This is a genomic window from Paraclostridium benzoelyticum (genome assembly GCF_001006285.1).
GTDB lineage: Bacteria > Bacillota > Clostridia > Peptostreptococcales > Peptostreptococcaceae > Paraclostridium > Paraclostridium benzoelyticum.
Genome location: NZ_LBBT01000163.1, coordinates 1 through 1,883, shown reverse-complemented (window position 1 = coordinate 1,883; position 1,883 = coordinate 1). Strand labels below are relative to the sequence as shown.

The 1,883-nt window shown below is 29.2% G+C and carries 2 protein-coding genes, 1 pseudogene and 1 riboswitch; all 3 genes and pseudogenes read left to right on the top strand.

What is annotated here, in order from left to right; genetic code table 11:
• Nucleotides 1–15 precede the first annotated feature (15 nt).
• A riboswitch (cobalamin riboswitch) is annotated at nucleotides 16–189 on the top strand.
• A 381-nt stretch (nucleotides 190–570) separates the two neighbouring features.
• The gene (locus VN21_RS07495; RefSeq protein WP_035117024.1) at nucleotides 571–1,311 is read left to right on the top strand and encodes an energy-coupling factor ABC transporter permease; all 741 of its coding nucleotides are present in this window, start codon (nucleotides 571–573) and stop codon (nucleotides 1,309–1,311) included.
• Nucleotides 1,283–1,582 carry an energy-coupling factor ABC transporter substrate-binding protein gene (locus VN21_RS07490; RefSeq protein ID WP_021428421.1) on the top strand — a complete coding sequence of 100 codons (300 nt, stop codon included), beginning with the start codon at nucleotides 1,283–1,285 and terminating at the stop codon, nucleotides 1,580–1,582. The genes VN21_RS07495 and VN21_RS07490 overlap by 29 nt, the downstream gene beginning before the upstream one ends.
• A pseudogene (locus tag VN21_RS07485) lies at nucleotides 1,576–1,883 on the top strand (CbiQ family ECF transporter T component); the annotation flags it as partial. The gene VN21_RS07490 and the pseudogene VN21_RS07485, both read left to right, overlap by 7 nt.

The window sequence follows — 1,883 nt, the reverse complement described above, 5'->3', positions numbered from 1 at the left end:
GTGATAAATTATAATTAAATATTAGAGATTATAGGTTTTTTAAAATTAATAGGGAAAGAGGTTAAAATCCTCTGCAGCCCCCGCTACTGTAAAGCTGATGAAACTTTTGGGACCACTGTAAATTTTACGGGAAGGAAAAGGAGTAAAGAGAAGCTAAGCCAGGAGACCTGCCTATAATTGAAAAATTAAGTTCTTCGGGGTGAAGGAAAATAATTGAAAGTATCGTAGTTTAAAATTACTATGTCCACTTTATAATGTTATTAAGTCCTAATCCAAAGATTGGGATTTTTTTACGCTTAAGTAAAGTATGCTTACAAAAAACTATAGGTATTCTATAAAATTTAGTTATATTAAAATACTAGGTTTTGGGAGTAAAAAAATTTTTTTGAGCAACGGACGAAGTCGTTTGAGTAACGGGACACGAGTTTACCGAGTGGACGTTGACGATATGAAATTTGAGCGACATGAGCAAAGCGAATTTTTATGTATGCCCTTTAAAACTTAGAATTGATTTAGTCATTTTATCACATGAAACAATAATGTACTAAATAAAAAAGAGAGGGATTTAAAATGAATTATTTAAAATTATCAGTTATAGCAGGGTTACTACTTGTAATCTTAAATCCTGTGACTTCACATGCAATGCACATCATGGAAGGATTCTTACCTATGCAATGGTCTATATTATGGACTGTCGTATTTATACCATTTTTCATATACGGGTTAAAATCAATAAATAAAATAGTAAAAGCTGATCCTAAAAAGAAAGTACTATTAGCTCTAGCAGGTGCATTTGTATTCGTATTATCAGCTTTAAAAATACCATCTTTAACAGGTAGTTGTTCACACCCTACTGGTGTAGGTCTAGGAGCAATATTGTTTGGGCCATCTGTAATGGCAGTAGTTGGAACTATAGCTTTATTATTTCAAGCTATACTTCTTGCACATGGAGGACTTACAACTTTAGGAGCAAATGCTTTTTCTATGGCTATAGTAGGTCCTATAGTATCATTTTTAATATTTAAATTCTGTAAAAAAAGAAATATTAGTACAGGAAAAAGTGTATTTTTTTCAGCAGCATTAGGAGATTTAGCTACATATACTATAACTGCAACTCAATTAGCATTAGCATTTCCTGATCCAGCAGGAGGTATATTAGGGTCATTAGTAAAATTTTTAGGTGTATTCTTTATAACTCAAATACCTATAGCAATTGCAGAAGGATTATTAACTACATTAGTATACAATTTAATAACACAAAATGAAGAAGGAGTTGTAGAAGATGAGTACAAATTCGAAAGTCAAAACTAGAAATAAAAATATACTATTATTAATTTTAACAGTAATCTTAATAATAACTCCGTTAATATTAAACTCAACTGCTGAATACGGAGGCGCTGATGGAGAAGCAGAATCTTTAATTAGTGAAATAAATCCTAATTATAAACCTTGGTTTAATAGTTTATACGAACCACCTAGTGGTGAGATTGAAAGTTTACTTTTCTCTACTCAAGCAGCTATAGGTGCAGGAATAATTGGATACTTTTTAGGGTATAAAAAAGGAAAAAAAGATAAATGTTAGAAATTGACAACTGTGCATATTTAAATAATATAAAAGATGTAAACCCATTAACAAAACTAGGAATTACATTTATAGGAGTTATAGCTTCTATGCTTACTCAAAATGTAAATATACATATACTTATAATGCTAGTTATGACAGTTTTAATACTATTTATAGCAAGAGTAGATATGAAACTATACATTAAATGTTTGAAAATACCTATGATTTTTTTAATTATAGGTATTGGGTTAAATTTGATTAATATATCATTTGAAAATAAAGATTATATATTTAATATAAATATATTAGGATTATATAT